Below are 16,456 nucleotides of genomic sequence, written 5' to 3'. Positions count from 1 at the left end.
TCAAGGCTCAGATACCGATACAGCGCCCTCAAGCCGATGTTGCAGCGCCTGGGCCCAGCGCAAGTCGCCAGGATTGAACTCAGGGTTCGCCAGATCGAGCTGGTTCAGGTGCGATCGCGCTTGGTCAATCTCGCCTTGATCGAGACAAAACTGACTATAGCTGAGCAGACTCCGGCGCTCCAGCGAGTAAGCTTGCTGCCGCTGGGCGATCGCCAGGGCCCGATGCAACCAACCCTCCACCGTCGCCGGCGCGGCGGCAGTCTTAGCTAAATACTCTGCCTGCAGTCGATAGAGCTCGGCCAACCACAGGTGCTCACCGGTCTGCTCGGCCTGCTTGATGCCCATTTGCAAAAACGTCTGTTCGTTGTGAATCTGGCCAGCCTCAGAATACATCGTCGCTATGCAGCCAAGCCAGTCGGGTTGGTTGAGCTTATTGCCCATATTGAGATAGCCGTCTAGGCCAGCTTGGGTTTGGGCCAGCCCGGCGGCGTTGCCCAGCTTAAACTCGGCCCAGCCCTGCAAAAACTTAGCCAGCGGTGTCCAAAAGATAAAGCCCAGCTTTTGCGAAATGGCAATGGTCTGCTGGGCCATCGCCAGGGTGGCCTCTGCCTCGTCGCGGTAGCGATGGAGATTGGCGGCGTAGAGCATGACCATGGTGAGTGTAAAGGGATGGTTACTGGCTTCAGCCATGGCCAGGGCCTGCTGACTGGCCTGGAGGGCGCGCTCGCAGTCTCCCCGCAACCACAGCACCGTGGCCAGCAAGTTGAGGCAGCTGATGCCGGGGTCTTGGCCGTAAATCTTGCCTCTACTGGCGTGCAGCACTGGGTCGTAGAGAGCAAATCCCTGCTCTAGGTGGTGCTGGGCAACCAGAAGTTCACCCAGGTAGAGATGCACCGCCCCCAACGCATGATGGGCATGGAGCCGCAGCACCGCTGCGCCACTGCGCTCGGCCAAATCCAGCATTTCCTGAGCCAGGACCAGAGCCGTGGGGAGATCCACTTGGCCCACGTGGGCTGCATACAACCCCCACAGCACCGGAAAGAAGTCGGCGGTAGGACCAAGCTGTTTTGACAGGTCTCGGGCTCGCATAAAGTTTTGTATCAGTTCGGGAGCGCCATAGCCCCTCGCCACCGTTAGAGGGGTCCCTAGCGCCAGCCGCAGACGCAGCTCTAGGGCATGGCGATCTAGGGTTTCGGGCATCTTTTCTACCATCTCGAGCGCCGTTGAGTAGAAATTGATAGCTTCAATGTGGGCGTCGGTAGCCATCGCCTGCTGTCCAGCGCGTTCACAGTAGACGATGGCCTTCTGGGCATCCTCGGTCAGATGCCAATGGTGGGCGAGCAGAGGGTAGAACGGGGTCAGGTCGTCTCGGTAGGTTTGCTCATACCACTCGGCCACCAGGCGATGCAGTTTACGGCGCTGGGAGAACAGCATCAGGTTGTAGGCCACTTCCTGCACAATCCGATGCTTGAATGAGTGGGTCTGCTCGGGCTCCTGACTGTGTAAAAACGTCATGCTCACCCGTTCTAGGGTTTGCAAATGGTTAGAGAGGCCGGGACGATCTGACTCAATCGGGTAAACTTCGCGCAGAATGCGGTAAGAGAAGACCTGCCCAATCACGCTGGCCACTTTGATCGTCAGCTGCTGCTCGATGGGCAAGCGATCGATCCGGCTGGTAACCACCCCCTGAATCGTATCTGGCATAGAAATTTCGCTGAAGTCTTTCACCTCAGGCGAGAGGGTACAAACCCCGTCTCGGACCACGATCAGATCTCGTTCCTGCAGCGAACAAACGAGTTCCTCGCTAAAGAATGGATTGCCCTGGGCCTTGGTTTGCAGCAGTTGCGCCAGTTCCGGTGGTAATGTAGACACCCCTAGGCGCTGCCGCACGAGCTCTAGACTATCGTCGTGGGGGAGCGGCTCGAGCTTGAGATGCTCAAGCGTGGGGAGCCGCATAAACTGGGTCGCCTCTGGAGTGGGGTCGATCAGGGGTCGGGTGGACACAATCAAAACCAGCGACGACACCTGCTGTGCCACCGCCAAGGTCAGCGCCCAGGATGCCGAATCGAGCCAGTGGGCATCGTCGAGGATCAGTACCATTGGTACAGACGCAGTTAGCGCCTGGAAGATCTGAACGCAGAGTTCACGGGTTTTTTGAGCTTTTTCTTGGCCCGATAGGGCCCGGGTTACTTCGGTCTCGGGTAGATTTAGCGGAAGGATCCCGTTGAGCAGAGGCGCGAGCTGCTGCATCGCTTTGGGATGGTTCTGAAGCTGATCGAGTACCGCCTGCTGCTGCTGGGGCAATGGGTCGAGCGGATTCAGCTGCAGGGCAGCCGCCAGCACTGACTGCCAGGCATGGTAGGGCTTTGATTGTTCAATTGCTGTGCCAGTGCCACAGAGCCAGCCGACTTGAACGCGATCGCGCTGCTTGAGAAAATCTTCTAGCAGCGACGACTTGCCAATGCCGGGTTCCCCCTCCAAAAGCACTAGAGCGCCCGTGCCCCGCTGCAGTTGGTCTAGCTTTTGTAGGAAGTTTTGCCGCTGTGGATTGCGGCCAATCAGGGCGGTACGGGGGAGCGGCACTGAAGGAATGGCGGAGTTCACCCACGAATCGCCGGTTTTGGGGACTTGGGGTTGAAAAACGGCGATCGCCCGGTTTTTTCCCTTTACCCGAATCGTCGGCAGCGCCAGAAACGAGAGATTGATGGCGGCATCATAGGTGGAGCGATCGCACAGAATTTTGCCATTGGCGGCCTGCATCAGCCGAGCAGCCAAATTGACAGTATCGCCCAGCACCGTATATTCGCGGCGAATATTACTGCCCACCACACCGCAGTAAACCCGGCCAGTCGTGATTCCAATGCTGGTGCTTACTCCCAGCGCTCTCAAGCGATCGTGGAGCGCCATGGCCCCCCGTACCGCTCGCACGGCATCATCTTCATGGGCTGCGGGCGGTATGCCAAACCCGGCGATTAGGGTACTGCCCTTATCATCAACTAGAAATTTGTTGAACACGCCGCCGTAATCATTGAGGATCTGCTGGATCTCTGTCATCACGCGTTGCAGCAGGTCGTAGGCATTGGCGGCCGCGTAATCGAAGTCGGGAAAATTGATGAATAGCACCGTGATGCGCCGCAGTTCTGATACCCACTGAGTGCGATCGCCCTGAACTTGAGCTTGCAGGACTTTGGGAATGTAGGGCAACAGGTGTTCAATCGGGTCAATCGGGGGCGTGGGCGGCAACGGGCGACAGGCAATTGGGGCGTGGGCCAATGAGTCGAGGCGCACGAACCCACTCTCAAGCCGGGTGCCATGGGCCTGGCCTTGCAACAGGGTCCAGGTATCGGGCGACAGCACCACTTCATGGGGACGAGCCTGCCGCTGCGCCGCACCCATTTGTGCCAGCGGATCGCCCGCGAACACCAGCTCTTTCCATTCGCTGGCATTGCCTACCAAGGCAATTCGGGTATTGCCGGAGCCCAGCCCAATCCGCAGCGACAACGCTTTGCCTCCGGTTACGGAGGTATTTTCGAGATACTCCTGCATTGCGATCGCACATTGGGCCGCCCACTGGGTTACCGTTTCTAGCGACTCGCCGTGGGTCGCAGTAGACCAGAAACTGAGTAATGCATCGCCAGCAAACTTGATTACATCCCCACCGTGGGCAGTAATTAGGTCAATCAGTTCGCCAAAAAACGCATTTAGCCGCTCTGTCAGCACCTCTACCCCAGCAGGCCCCTGCCGCGCCAGGTGTTCCGTCAGGGTCATAAATCCCGAAATATCAGCCAGCATGACGGCACCACGCTGTTGCTCAAAAGCCTGTAGCGGCTGATCAGGGGTTATTGCAATCTGACTAATTAACAGAGAGGGAATATAGCTTTTGAGAACGTGGGAAGGATGGGGAGAGTCCATAAAATCCAGTCAATTTTCTCTGATGAAAATCTCGAACCTGCCTTACCAGTAAAATTGCCGTTGCTGGGGTTTCGGTCTGAGTATACCTTTACCCCTTGCCGCAGGAATTTTCGACTGCCTGGGAGTTATAACTTCATCAGTGGGCACCCAGCCTAACTAGACATCCTGGCTAGAAACAGCGATCGCCCAGGTTGAGGCAGGTTTATCCAGCTAGAAAACCATCCCCCCGAAAAACATTGGGCGCTTGAACAAAGTTGATTACTCACCCTGCCCTGAATAGCGAGCTACTCTGGCAAAGATCCGCAGCTGAGCCACGGGCGATCGGCGCTGATAAACATTTAGACACAGCGGCTAGCGCTCAATGGTAAACCCGTCAAAATGAGCTGATCCTGTATAAGGTTCAGTCTCTACCTGGGTAACTCGGGCACCCACTGGTCCCTGATGAGCCCAGTGCAGTAGGGCCTTTAGCTGGTCGCTGGTACCCATTGCCACAATTTCAACAGTGCCATCTGGCTGGTTGCGTACAAAGCCTTTAACCTTCAGCTGTTGGGCTGTCTGGCAGGTGTGATAGCGAAACCCAACTCCCTGCACAGTCCCATGAATCACCGCTCGAATTTTTTCCATAGCCCCTGGTCTGTAGGTTGATCACGCCAAGATTTTCGCATAGCGCGTTTGCTCTACCCCAGACCCCTCTGGCCCTGGCGATCGCAACCGCTGTCTAGAAATGCGCCCTCAGTCGAGCGGGCTGAGGGCTACCGATACCGAGATTGATGCGATCGCGCCCTCCTGCACAAATATCTGACCCGGTTAGCTTCGCAATCTGCAATCATCGGTCAAAATAGAAATTCAGGTAAGGTTGAATATTCAACCTGAAAGTTGAATATTCAACTTTGGAAGTCAAGTTAAGTTCAGGTGAGGTTTATCATTTCCCCTGCCTTGAATGCCTACTCTGGCGAAGATCCGCTAGATGGTGCATCCGCAACGCGATGCACCCTACAGTTGACCACCCCCTTACCCATCCACCCACCTACTCACCCACCCTTTCCCCCGTTCCATGGCAAAGTCCCCCACCCCTTCCACTACGATGACCGGCGCAGAGATTCGCCAGACGTTTCTGGAGTTTTATGCGGCGCGGGGGCACGCCATTAAACCGAGCGCTTCCCTGGTGCCCGAAGACCCCACGGTGCTGCTCACCATCGCCGGCATGCTGCCCTTCAAGCCGATCTTTCTCGGCCAGCGCCCGGCGGATGTCGATCGCGCCACCACCTCGCAAAAGTGCATTCGCACCAACGACATTGAGAACGTGGGCCGCACCGCGCGCCACCACACCTTTTTTGAGATGCTCGGCAATTTCAGCTTTGGCGACTACTTTAAGGAGCAGGCGATCGCCTGGGCCTGGGAGCTTTCCACCGAAGTATTCAAACTCCCCGCCGATCGCTTGATAGTTAGCGTCTTTCGCGAAGACGACGATGCCTTTGCTATCTGGCGCGACCAGATCGGCATTCCGGCCTACCGCATCCAGCGCATGGATGAGGCCGACAACTTTTGGACCTCTGGCCCCACCGGCCCCTGCGGTCCCTGCTCTGAGATCTACTACGACTTCCACCCTGAGCTGGGCGACGACAAAATTGATTTAGAGGACGACTCGCGCTTCATCGAGTTCTACAACCTGGTGTTTATGCAGTACAACCGGGATGCCGAGGGCAACCTGACGCCGCTGCAAAACCAGAACATTGACACCGGCCTAGGTCTAGAGCGCATGGCCCAAATTTTGCAGCAGGTGCCCAACAACTACGAAACCGACCTGATCTTCCCCATCATTGAAGCGACGGCGGGGCTGGCCAGTTTGGACTACGGGAAATCTGACGAGAAGACCAAGGTTTCGCTAAAGGTGATCGGCGACCACGTGCGCGCTGTTGTTCACATGATTGCCGACGGCATTACCGCCTCCAACGTGGGTCGGGGCTACATTCTGCGGCGGCTAATTCGTCGGGTGGTGCGCCATGGGCGACTAATCGGCATTGAGGGCGCGTTCATTAGCAAGGTGGCGGAAAGTGCCATTCAGCTGGCGGAAAAACCATTCCCCAACACGCGGCAGCGCGAGACGGTCATTAAAGCCGAACTCGATCGCGAGGAATCTCGCTTTCTCGAAACCCTGGAGCGGGGCGAGAAGCTGCTGGCCGACATTCTCAAGCGAGAGAGCGGCTCGAAGACCCAGCAAATTTCGGGCACCGATGCCTTCGTGCTCTACGACACCTACGGCTTCCCCTTAGAGCTAACTCAAGAAATTGCTGAAGAGCAGGGCCTCACGGTAGACGCCGCCGGATTTGAGACGGCGATGGAAGAACAGCGCCAGCGCTCTAAGGACGCCCACGAAACCATTGACCTGACAGTGCAGGGCAGCCTCGACAGCCTAGCTGAACACATTCACTCGACGGAGTTTTTGGGCTACAAAGACACCACTAGCGCCAGCAAAGTGGAGGCGCTACTGGTCGGCGGGAAGTCGGTGGATCGCATTGAGGCGGGGCAGGAAGGGCAGGTGGTGCTCAACCAGACGCCTTTCTACGCGGAGTCGGGCGGTCAGGTGGGCGATCGCGGCTACCTCTCCGGCGATGACCTGCTGATTCGCGTCCACGATGTCAAAAAAGACGGCGACTTCTTCGTTCACTTTGGCCGGGTTGAGCGGGGTGCGCTGGCGGTGGGCGATCAAGTCACCGCCCAGATCGATCGCGCCTGCCGTCGTCGCGCCCAGGCCAACCACACCGCCACGCACCTGCTGCAAGCAGCGCTGAAAAAGCTGGTCGACCCCGATATTTCCCAGGCCGGTTCCCTCGTCGCCTTTGATCGCCTACGGTTTGACTTCAACTGCCCCCGTGCGCTGACGGCTGACGAGGTGCAGCAGGTCGAAGAACAGGTGAACAGCTGGATTGCCGAGGGGCACCAGGGGGAGATCACCGTGATGGCGCTGGAAGAGGCCAAGGCTAAGGGCGCGATCGCCATGTTTGGCGAAAAGTACAGCGCTGAGGTGCGCGTCATCGACTTCCCCGGCGTGTCAATGGAGCTGTGCGGCGGCACCCACGTCAGCAACACCGCTGAGATTGGCCTGTTCAAGATTATCTCTGAGGCCGGGGTGGCCTCGGGCACCCGCCGCATTGAGGCCGTCGCTGGCCCTGCCGTGCTGGAGTATCTAAACGTGCGCGATGCCGTAGTGCGGGATCTGAGCGATCGCTTTAAGGCCAAGCCTGAGGAGCTGAGCGATCGCGTCACCACCCTGCAAACCGACCTCAAAACCGCTCAAAAAGAGCTAGAGGCGCTGAAGTCTGAAATGGCGGTGCTCAAGTCTGACCAGCTGCTCGACAGTGCTGAAGCTGTGGGCTCCCTCAAAGTTATTGTGGCCGAGCTAGAAGGCGTCAGCGCCGAAGCCCTCAAAACCGCCGCCGAGCGCCTACTGCAAAAGCTGGGAGCTGGAGCGGTCGTGCTAGGCTCCGTTCCCGAACCCGAAAAAGTCAGCCTGGTCGCCGCGTTCAGCCCAGAAGTGATTGAGCAAAAGCTGCAAGCGGGCAAGTTCATCGGCGGCATTGCCAAGCTCACTGGCGGTGGCGGTGGCGGCCGGCCCAACTTGGCCCAGGCGGGCGGACGCGACGCCAGCAAACTCCCCGAAGCGTTAGCAAGTGCCAAGGCGCAGCTGCTAGAGACGCTAGTCTAGCGCTAAGCTCATAGCGGCAGTCTATCAGGGCAAAACCCATGGGCGAACGCAAAGCCTCAGCCGATCTCGGAACCACCGAGGACTCTGACTCATCTAAAAAGACGAAAAAAGCCAAAAAGAAGGCCAAGCAGCGCAAAAAGGATCGTGAGAAAGGCTTGGAGCCACCTGTCTTTCACTACATCTCTGAGTCGGAAGGCAGCTCGAAGCTAACCAGCAAATTCTATGAGAAAGAGTTGGCTCGCCTTCAGGTGGAGCTGGTGAAAATGCAGTACTGGGTCAAGCACACCGGCACCCGCATCGTCATTTTGTTTGAGGGGCGCGATGCGGCGGGCAAGGGTGGCACTATTAAGCGCCTCACCGAGCCGCTCAACCCACGCGGCTGCCGGGTAGTGGCTTTGGGGACGCCGAGCGATCGCGAAAAAACCGAGTGGTACTTTCAGCGCTATGTGGCCCACCTGCCCGCCGCTGGCGAGATTGTCTGCTTTGACCGCAGCTGGTACAACCGGGCCGGGGTCGAGCATGTCATGGGCTTCTGCACTGACGCCCAGTACGACGAATTTATGCACACCTGCCCCGAGTTCGAGCGCATGCTGGTGCGATCGGGCATCATTCTGCTGAAGTACTGGTTTTCAGTGAGCGACGACGAGCAGGAGCGACGGTTTCAGTCTCGCATTACCGACCCGACCCGCCGCTGGAAGCTCAGCCCCATGGATCTAGAGTCGCGCGATCGCTGGGTGGAGTATTCTCAAGCCAAAGACACCATGTTTGCCCACACCAATATTCCCGAAGCACCCTGGTTTACGGTCGAGGCTGACGACAAAAAGCGAGCGCGGCTCAACTGCATCAGCCACGTTCTTAGCAAGATCGACTATGTGGATATGACCCCCGCCCCCTTGGAGTTGCCTCCGCGCCGCAGCGCTCCGGAGAACTATGAGCGCCCCCCGATCAACGAGCAGTTCTTTGTGCCCCAGCGCTACTAGCGACGGGGCTTTCTCCTCAAGGGAGACGCTGCGCGTTGGCGTTCGCAACGAGTGCCGGGCACTCAGGCTGTCTAGCAGACAAACGACTCCGCTTCACTACCGGTAGTGAAGCGGAGTCGAAGCCAGTCTACAGTTCGGCGATCAAGGCTTTGATGTCGGGCACATCAAAGAAGGCGGTGGTAGAGGTCAACAGGCGATCGCCCCAGAGGTTGGTCTTCAAAAACTCAAGGTCGGCATAGCGGCTGTCTTGCTCCAGGGCTTCGGTGCCCAGGCGCAGGGCCTCTTGGCAAGCGGCGCTGCTGGCTCTGACTACGGCTACGGCGCAGTTCTCTTGAGCATTCAGGGCCGCTGCGATCGCCAGCTTCGGCTCGGGCTCGTTGGCCGCCAGCTCCAGGCTAGAGCGCCAATACTCCACAGCCCGCTGAACCTCGCCTTGCTCGTAGAGCACCAGGCCAATGTTGTTCACCGAGGGCCAAAAATCGGGTTCTGCCGCCACCGACTGCTCAAACCGGGCGATCGCCTGAGGATATTGGCCCAGTTTGAAGTAGGTGTTGCCCAGGTCAAACAGAGCGCTGGGGTTGTTGGGTTCAATCTGTAGCCCTTGCTCCAGGTAGCTAGAAGCTAGCTGAGGGTTCTCTTGCTGAAGGTAGGCCGAGCCCAGGGCAAACAGCACCCGAGCATTCTCGGGCAACAGGTTACGGGCCTGCTCTAGCAGCGGTAGCGCCTTATCAACCTCGCTGTTTTGCAAGTAGAGCCCGCCTAGCAGGGCCAAGACCTGGCCGTCGTTGGGGGCCAGCTGCGCCGCCAGCTGCGCCAGGGCCAGCGCTCGCCCAAACTGCTGAAACTCCGCCAGCTGCTGGGCCTCGTTGGCGAGAAACAGCCCCTGCTCGGTCATCAGGTCGTAGTCGAGGGGCAGCACGTAGGGGGTCAAAGCCTGGGAGTGGGCCGGCAGAGTGGCACCGAGCAATCCACAGAGGGTGAGCAAGGGCAGGAGAGAGCGTTTTAGCACGGTAAACTTCGCAGGTTAGATAGCAGAACTATATAGAGTGTACGTTGGTTGTGGGCCAGCGCTAAGGCTCACCCGACCACTTCTGAGCGGCTTGGGCATTGCGCCGCCACATGGCCGGTTTAATGCGCCGCAGGGCCGAAGCTCGAAATCGGCTGTCCCAGTCCGCTTCTGATAGATTAGCTAAGTCGTCTAGGTTTGGGGCCAGGTTCTCAGGCCGAGGCCGAAATTCTTCGACGGTGGTGGGTTGGGCAAAGCGCTGGTTCCAGGGGCAGACATCCTGGCAAATATCGCAGCCCGCCACCCAGTTTTGCAGATGGGGCGCGATCGCCTCGGGCAGCGCCTCATCCCGGTTTTCGATGGTGTGGTAGGCAATGCAGCGGTTGGCGTCAACCACATAGGGCTGGGTAATCGCTCCGGTGGGGCAGGCCTCTAAACAGCGGGTGCAGGTGCCGCAGTGGGCGGTGTGGGGCGGGTCTGGGGCTAACGGCAGGGTGGTCACCAGCTCCCCCAAAAACACCCAGGAACCATACTGGCGGGTGATCAGGTTACCGTTCTTGGCCACCCAGCCCAGGCCCGCCTGCTGCGCCCAGGCCTTGTCTTGCACCGGGCCGGTGTCGGCGTAGTAGCGCACTTGAATTGTCCCCTCCCCAGCCGTCGTCAGCCAGTCGGCCAAAGCCTTAAGGCGCTTGTGCAGCACCCGGTGATAGTCGCGACCCCAGGCATAGCGCGAGATTTTGCCGTGACTCGGGTCGTCGGAATGGCGGTGGGGGGTGTAGTAGTTGAGGGCCACACAGATCAGCGATCGCGCCCCCGGCAGCACCTGGCGAATGTCTTGCCGTCTGGGGTTTGCCATCCAGTCCATATCGGCCTGGTGGCCCTGGTTGAGCCAGGTTTGCAGGTGACCCACGGCGGCGGTTTCAGCCGGGCTCGGCTCGGGCTCCACCGCAACAATGCCCACCAGGTGAAATCCCAGGGCTAGAGCCTGGTCAATCACCGCCTGGCGATCGGGCAAACCAGCCGCTTCAGCCATTTACAAGTCCATCCTCAAAATCCTAGATGCCTTTAATATTAGCTACTGACTAGCCCTTATAAAGGTGGCTCAAGACCCAGCCCAAAGTAGCCCACTCAGGGCAGCCAAGCTGCAAATCACGAATGCCCCTTGACAAGGCTATAAACAGGGCATAGTTTGTACCATGCTGTAGTTAGCGTTGGCATCGGGTGCTGTCCTCTATATCTGTTATTGTCGGTTCAATTACCGACAGCCCAACTCACCCAGGCAAGGGCGCTTATGTTTAAGCTTTTCACCAAGTTCGACTACCTGCTGCGCGAAACCTTTCTGGGGCTGCGGCGCGGCGGCTGGATGAACTGGGCGGCCATCAGCACCATCACCGTGCTGCTGTTTTTATTTGGTATTAGCCTGCAATCGACCTGGCAGCTAGAGCGGCTGCTCAACCAGTTTGGTAGCCAGCTTGAGGTATCAGCCTATCTACAAAGCGGCTTTCAGGCCAGTGATCTAAAGCCGGTAGTCGAGGGCTTCCCCAACGTAATGGCGGTTACCCCAGTGACCAAGGAGGCAGCTTGGGCGTCTCTGGTGGCCGACCTGGGCCTGTCTGACATTGCCGGTGCCACCGACCAGCTCAAGGGCAACCCCCTGGTTGACGAGCTCAAGGTCAAAGCGAAAGATTCTGAATCAGTACCGGCGATCGCCAGTCAGCTTCAAAGCCTCGACGGCATTGACGAGGTGCGCTATGTCGACGAAGCCGTCACCCGCCTGGCCCAGCTCAACGACGGGCTCAAGTGGACCAGCCTATTTGTGATCACCATTCTCACCCTCACCGCCACCGCCGTCATCACCACCACCATCCGCCTGATTGTGCTGGCCCGTAAGCGCGAGATCGAGGTCATGCAGCTAGTGGGGGCCACCCGCATTTGGATCTACCTGCCCTTCATTCTGCAGGGGGCCACTTTTGGTCTGGCCGGGGCCACCGTAGCCTGGGGATTGTTGTTTGCCATTCAGCGCTTCTTGACCGAGCTGGCTACTCAGCAGGCCGATTTTATTCAATTTGTGGTGCAGGGACTGAGGCTAACGCCCCAGCAGCTCATCTTGCTGCCTGCGTCCCTGCTGGGGCTAGGTACTCTAGTGGGGTTAATGGGCAGCTTGCTGGCAGTTCGCAAGTTTTCGCTGCGATAGCTATTCCCCATACCCTCTACAATGCCCCGCTTAAATAAAGTGTTAGAGTCTGCCCAAATTGGCCATAATAGCTACGGAGCAATGGGCGGTCTGCATACCGTCAGCGAGGCATCGGTATGAGTACAGTGCTAATTGTGGATGACAGTTCAACCCTGCGAGAAATGATCGCTGGACTGCTGATTAAGGCGGGCCTAACGGTAGTAGAAGCCAAAGACGGCGTAGAAGCCCAGGAGATGATTCAGGCGACGCCTCCCGATTTGGTGGTGCTCGACATTGTCATGCCCAACATGAATGGCTACGAGCTCTGCCGCTGGATCAAAAACACCGCCGCCACTCAAAATATTCCCGTCATTATTTGCTCTAGCAAGGCCGAAGAGTTCGACCGCTACTGGGGTATGAAGCAGGGGGCCGATGCCTACATCACCAAGCCTTTTCGCCCTGCCGATATGATTAGCACCGTCAGGCAGCTACTGCGCTAGGGCTCAGCGATCGAGAGCTTCACCCAAGTTACAGGGAGTCACCCTTGGCCAGCGCGAACTACTAACAGTTACGCGTCCTCGGCGGATATTTCTTCTTCAAGGTTTTCTTTTAAGGCCTCCAGCACCGCTAGGGGATCGGTGGAGAGTTGCATCATCGCTGCCTCGTGGTCGTAGCGCTTGGCGACATCGGGTAGGTCTTCTCGCAGCTCTTCCAGCAGAGCGATGATTTTGGCAATTTTCTTCTCAGACAGCAGATTGAGCTGAAGCATCAGCTGGGTGCGCTGTTCGGCAAAGCTTTCCTGGCGGTTTTGGCGAATCAGCACCCCGGTTGAGATCAGCAGTGCCGCTGCATCTAGTCCTTGGCCTGCCCAGCTGAAGGTCGGTAGCTTAAAGGGCAACAGGCTGGTGTGGTTGAGCGCGTCGCCACCCAGCCACAGGCCCAAACTCAGCAGCAGCAGGTACAAGAATCCAGGTCGACTAAACCACGAAGCCACCACCTCCAAAACCTGCTCAGTGGCCGAAGCCTTCTCGGCTTCCTGACGGTGCAGGGTGATAATGGCCTCGATGTTTTCGGCAATGGGGTCAGGCAGGGGAACCGTCAAAATACGCCGCTGAGGGCGACGGCTAAACCAGGTCTTTGACGATGGAGGGGCAGCCGACTCGGCAGGATTAGCCATGGGAAATTTGGTAAACGGTAGGAGCAATAAACGCTTGGGAGCCTCTCGACAGGGTGATTTTTTGGGTCTCGAAAAGCGATCGCATCAGTGAACCCCAGGGTCGTAGCTACAGCCAGTTACGCCCCTGGAGCTGTCACCCTAAGGTCGATCTCAGCCAGGATGGCTGTATTTTATCAAGGGGTTAGGGGATTAGGTAGGAGTACGAGAGGAGGGTTTTAGGGAATAGGGCCAATCTGGACATGCTGTTGGTGCAAGCTTGCAGTACTATTCCGTAGGTTGGAGCGTTGGCGTGGCTTTGCAAAACGAGCATGGCGGCGTTTGCTTTGCTGATCTGTCCTCGAAAATCTTGGTAGACAGCTTGCTAGAAGCTTTGGCCGCATTTCCTAAGGAGGAACTCTGATTGGCTAGCCCGATTGTGTTGGCGGTGTTTAACGGCAAGGGAGGGGTGGGCAAAACCACGACCGCTGTCAATTTGGCAGCGGTGTTTGCGGAGACGCGATCGGTGCTGCTAGTCGACGCTGACCCTCAGGGGTCGGCCCTGTGGTGGACGGGGCGCAGCCCGGTTGATCTGGGTTTTGAAGTGAAGGCAGAAACTAACCCAGCTCGGCTGAAACGGCTCAGGCAGGAGCATACCCATGACCTCATCGTGGTTGATACTCCGCCAGCACTAGGGTCTGCTACCCTAGATGCCGTGATCCCAGCGGCGGATTATTTGCTGCTGCCCACGCCCCCGGCACCGATGGATCTAGCCGTGCTGATTACTACAGTGAGTGAAGCGGTATCGCCCAGCGGGGTATCCCATCGAGTATTGTTGACGAAGGTGGATTCCCGCAGTGTCGGCGAAGCCATTGAAGCCCAGAACACCCTGTTGGAGCTAAAAATTCCCGCCTGTAATGCGTTTATTCGTGCCTACAAAGCTCACGAGCGGGCCGCATTAGAGGGGCTCCCGGTGCTCAAGTGGCGCGGCAAAAACAGCCAGGAGGCCCGTTCTGACTACTGCCGAGTTGCCGAAGAACTACAGCGAGACTGGACCCAGCCATGACGAAAAAAAGCCTCTCCGATCTACTTAAAGAAGAAGTGAATAAGGCTGACGCCCCAGACCCTGCGATCGCCCCTCAAGCTGAAGCTGACGAAGCACCTCCGGCTCCCAAGGCTACGCCGAGCCGCAGAGCTTCCCGCTCTGGGTCTTCCCGCCGCTCCGTTGCCAGCCGCCAAGCGACTAAGTCCGAGGGCAAAGCGACGCCTGCCTCCAAGGCTAAAGCAGAGGTTGCTGCGGCTAAGCCCCCAGCCAAAGCAGAGGTTGCTGCAACTAAGTCCGAGGGCAAAGCGACGCCTGCCTCCAAAGCTAAAACAGAGGTTGCTGCGGCTAAGCCCCCGGCCGAAGCCGAGGCTCCGTCCACTGCCGATGCTGACCTATCCCAGCGAGTAAGCGCCTTAGAAAAAGACCTGGCCACCGCCGAGAAAGATAAAGCCCAGCTGGAGAAAACCGTTGCTGGGCTGCAAAAAGATCTTGAGACCCAGCAGGGAAGGCTGTTTGAGCTCAAGGACAGCCTCGCTCAGGCGGAGGCAGCCACCAAAACCAAGGCCGAGGCGTTGACCAAGACCCAGGCCGAGCTGGAGGAGGCCAAGAAAACTATTCTGAAGCTGGCCGAGACTCCGGCCCCCGCCGCTGCTCCTGCTCCTGCGGCTCGTCGCACCTCTGGGGTAGACATTACGCCCCGCCGCCCCATGGAAACTAAGGATAGGCCCACTTACCATCGCGGGGTGCCGGAGTACAGCATTCAAAAAGGGCAGCCCAACCCAATGCTGACAGATGCCGATATTGGCTGGGTTGATTAGGGGCAGAAGACTTCGGGTTTGAGGGATGACGTTTAGGGTTGCACCTCAAACCCAGAGCGCAGGCAATTGCAGTCTAGGCGGTGGGCGGCGGGCCTGACGTGTCGCTAGGTAGTGTAGTCAAACAGAGCATCGAGGTAGATGCGGTTGACGTCGCGAGCGCATTCACTATTTTGCATCAAAAACAGTGATAGGGCTGCGCAGAAGACGCGGTGCTGATTCCAGGCGGGGTTGCCGTCTAGGTACACCTGAAGCGCGTTGTAGAGGTCTTCGGGCACTTCGGCCATTAGGCTAACCTTGGGAGTGCTCATTTTAAGGGTCATAGGGCGCTGCCTTTGTAAGGGGAGATGAACTGTAGCGATCGCGACGGGACGCAACCCAGCAAACCGGCGTTGAAGCCAGCCGTGGGGATAGGCAGCCATAAAGCCACCCATAGTAATCAGGCATGAGAAACTCAACGCCTGCCAATGCAACCTTCTGTCTGGTAAAAGAACATAGAAACTAACCTGGGCCAACTTGCCCAGGGCAAAACCGGAGTGCTATGGGTCAACCTGGAAGAACCCGGAGATGGGCTTCTCAGGCCGGGGAGCGCGGTACTCGGCTCTGCCAGTCGCATCATTTTGCCGAACTCCTCGGATACTGTCAATCTTGCTTTATGAGCCTATTTGAGTTAATGCCCTAGGGCACCCACGACAGAGTAGGAGTTCTGGCGATCCCCAGGTAGCGATAGGTGGGCAGGCACCAGACTAGGCGATCGCCGCTGGCAAAGATACCGTTTTCCCCAAGCCCGCCCAAGACTGCGCTCCGGCGTAGAACCCTGGGGAAAACCTGGGGAAAATTCGGTTGAGCCTGGGGAAAACCTGGGGAAAAGCCCCACAAAATATTTTGCTTTGTAACGTTTTGGCGGCATATCTATTGACAATAGCCCTAGGTACTGTTCTAGCTGATGATTCGGCCCTTTGAGCGATATTAATCTTTTGCATCAATTGCACGGCGGGCGGGCACAGCACCATCGAGGGCTAAGGGAGAGGGGGCCGCAGGCGGCCAGCGCACATCCCACAGCGCCCAGTTAGCCGCTACCAGCAGTAGTGCAATCACCAGGGTGCGCCAGGGCACACCGCTGCCAGGGCTAGACCAGCTCAGGTGGGGGCTGCCCTCGCCGGCGACAAACTGGCGCAGTTGCTCCCTTAGGGCCGCCGCCGACAGCGGCGTGCGCACCTCTGGTAGCGTGATCTGGTGCTCTGCTCCTAGCAGTGTTAGCCGGTGGCAAAAGCGCACGCCGCCGTGGGGATTGTTGTCGCACAGCTCCGAGGTCATAGCCACATCGTCGAGCAAAAAGCTCTGGCTTGGCAGCCAGGCCCAGGGGGGCGGTAGCGTGGCCCGGCAGTAGGCTTGGCCGGGGGCGGCGCGATCGCACACCACAGCGCTGGGATCGGGCTGACTCACGCCCCACAGCCCTAGCAGCAGCAGGCAGAGCACCACCACCACCGGTATTTGCCGTAGTCTCAATCTCCAGTTGCCCATTGCGAATTTCCCTGTGCCACATTCCAAGGCTTGTCTGTGCCCCATGTTCACTCCATCCTGACATAGGGCCTGACACAGGGTCAGCCGCCCGCCCCTTGCATCCACGGCCAGATTAGGGCATGCTCAGCCATAGTCTGGGGCG

13 protein-coding genes are annotated in these 16,456 nt (G+C 58.2%); 6 read left to right on the top strand and 7 right to left on the bottom strand.

Annotated elements, in window-relative coordinates; genetic code table 11:
- Positions 1–3,912 carry an adenylate/guanylate cyclase domain-containing protein gene (locus tag H6F57_RS16900; protein WP_190624880.1) on the bottom strand — a complete coding sequence of 1,304 codons (3,912 nt, stop codon included), beginning with the start codon at positions 3,910–3,912 and terminating at the stop codon, positions 1–3.
- 351 nt (positions 3,913–4,263) lie between these two features.
- The gene (locus H6F57_RS16895) at positions 4,264–4,536 is read right to left on the bottom strand and encodes an acylphosphatase (RefSeq protein WP_190624879.1); all 273 of its coding nucleotides are present in this window, start codon (positions 4,534–4,536) and stop codon (positions 4,264–4,266) included.
- 430 nt (positions 4,537–4,966) lie between these two features.
- Here H6F57_RS16895 and alaS point away from each other — a divergent pair, with 430 nt between their 5' ends.
- A complete protein-coding gene (gene alaS / locus H6F57_RS16890; RefSeq protein ID WP_190624878.1) occupies positions 4,967–7,618 on the top strand; it encodes an alanine--tRNA ligase in 2,652 nt (883 codons plus the stop codon).
- A gap of 38 nt (positions 7,619–7,656) precedes the next feature.
- Positions 7,657–8,598 (top strand): polyphosphate kinase 2, encoded by a 942-nt coding sequence (gene ppk2 / locus H6F57_RS16885; RefSeq protein ID WP_190624877.1) that lies wholly within the window; start codon positions 7,657–7,659, stop codon positions 8,596–8,598.
- A gap of 127 nt (positions 8,599–8,725) precedes the next feature.
- On the opposite strand, the gene H6F57_RS16880 is transcribed toward ppk2, so the two are convergent.
- A complete protein-coding gene (locus tag H6F57_RS16880; protein WP_313933548.1) occupies positions 8,726–9,607 on the bottom strand; it encodes a tetratricopeptide repeat protein in 882 nt (293 codons plus the stop codon).
- A 61-nt stretch (positions 9,608–9,668) separates the two neighbouring features.
- Complete coding sequence (queG, locus tag H6F57_RS16875) at positions 9,669–10,637, bottom strand: tRNA epoxyqueuosine(34) reductase QueG (protein ID WP_190624876.1); 969 nt, start codon at positions 10,635–10,637, stop codon at positions 9,669–9,671.
- 258 nt (positions 10,638–10,895) lie between these two features.
- Here queG and H6F57_RS16870 point away from each other — a divergent pair, with 258 nt between their 5' ends.
- Positions 10,896–11,798, top strand: coding sequence for an ABC transporter permease (locus tag H6F57_RS16870; RefSeq protein ID WP_190624875.1), 903 nt, complete (start codon positions 10,896–10,898; stop codon positions 11,796–11,798).
- 116 nt (positions 11,799–11,914) lie between these two features.
- Positions 11,915–12,277, top strand: a complete 363-nt coding sequence (locus tag H6F57_RS16865; protein WP_073609379.1) for a response regulator — start codon at positions 11,915–11,917, stop codon at positions 12,275–12,277.
- Positions 12,278–12,345: 68 nt separating this feature from the next.
- On the opposite strand, the gene H6F57_RS16860 is transcribed toward H6F57_RS16865, so the two are convergent.
- Positions 12,346–12,954 (bottom strand): DUF1003 domain-containing protein, encoded by a 609-nt coding sequence (locus H6F57_RS16860; RefSeq protein ID WP_190624874.1) that lies wholly within the window; start codon positions 12,952–12,954, stop codon positions 12,346–12,348.
- 400 nt (positions 12,955–13,354) lie between these two features.
- Between H6F57_RS16860 and H6F57_RS16855 the strand changes: the two genes are divergently transcribed.
- Both H6F57_RS16855 and H6F57_RS16850 read left to right on the top strand, forming a co-directional pair.
- Positions 13,355–13,996, top strand: a complete 642-nt coding sequence (locus H6F57_RS16855; protein WP_190624873.1) for a ParA family protein — start codon at positions 13,355–13,357, stop codon at positions 13,994–13,996.
- A complete protein-coding gene (locus H6F57_RS16850) occupies positions 13,993–14,793 on the top strand; it encodes a hypothetical protein (RefSeq protein WP_190624872.1) in 801 nt (266 codons plus the stop codon). Before H6F57_RS16855 ends, H6F57_RS16850 begins: the two co-directional genes overlap by 4 nt.
- Positions 14,794–14,897: 104 nt before the next feature.
- Here H6F57_RS16850 and H6F57_RS16845 read toward each other — a convergent pair whose 3' ends face one another.
- On the bottom strand, positions 14,898–15,212 hold the full coding sequence (locus tag H6F57_RS16845) for a DUF2811 domain-containing protein (protein ID WP_242024743.1): 315 nt from the start codon (positions 15,210–15,212) through the stop codon (positions 14,898–14,900).
- 547 nt (positions 15,213–15,759) lie between these two features.
- The gene (locus H6F57_RS16840; protein ID WP_190624871.1) at positions 15,760–16,314 is read right to left on the bottom strand and encodes a hypothetical protein; all 555 of its coding nucleotides are present in this window, start codon (positions 16,312–16,314) and stop codon (positions 15,760–15,762) included.
- Between the last annotated feature and the right edge of the window lie 142 nt (positions 16,315–16,456).

The sequence above is a fragment of the Leptolyngbya sp. FACHB-60 genome, from assembly GCF_014695775.1.
Classification (GTDB): domain Bacteria; phylum Cyanobacteriota; class Cyanobacteriia; order Phormidesmidales; family Phormidesmidaceae; genus Nodosilinea.
The sequence above is the reverse complement of the archived record's forward strand: the minus strand, read 5'-3'. Positions and strand labels throughout refer to the sequence as shown.